Source organism: Mesorhizobium sp. M2E.F.Ca.ET.219.01.1.1 (genome assembly GCF_004016445.2).
In the GTDB taxonomy this organism is placed as follows: Bacteria; Pseudomonadota; Alphaproteobacteria; order Rhizobiales; family Rhizobiaceae; genus Mesorhizobium.
Genome location: NZ_SADT02000108.1, coordinates 1 through 364 on the forward strand (window position 1 = coordinate 1; position 364 = coordinate 364).

General features: G+C 58.0%; 1 protein-coding gene. It reads left to right on the forward strand.

The genetic code is table 11. The features are described from left to right. Positions 1-174: 174 nt before the first annotated feature. Positions 175-364, forward strand: a 190-nt coding sequence (locus EN862_RS35140; RefSeq protein WP_135913303.1) for an exopolysaccharide production repressor exox, incomplete at its 3' end; no start/stop codon positions are given.

Genomic DNA, 364 nt, shown 5'->3' on the forward strand with positions numbered 1-364 from the left:
CCCCGCCTTAATAGAGTCGCAAAATGTTCCTGTTAGAGTTTGGATAGGTTGGGAAGGCCGGAAGCAACCGGTCGAAAGCGAGCAGCAGGAATAGCTCGCGTGGCGCATGGGGAGATACTCGGGTGGGTAAGCCGTCACTTTTGCATGCTCGCGTCGGTTGATGGATCGACGGAGATGTCACTGCCAAAATTCATCTTCGGGATGCTGTTCGCCCTCGCGATCGTGATCTCGTGGTCCTATTTCGAAGGCGCCTCGCTCGGCACGATCGTGCTGCGCGCCGTGATCTGCGCCGCCATTATCCAGGCCGGCTATTTTGTGCTGGTCTTTCTCATGGTTGCCAGGAGCGTGCCGACCACGGCCGACA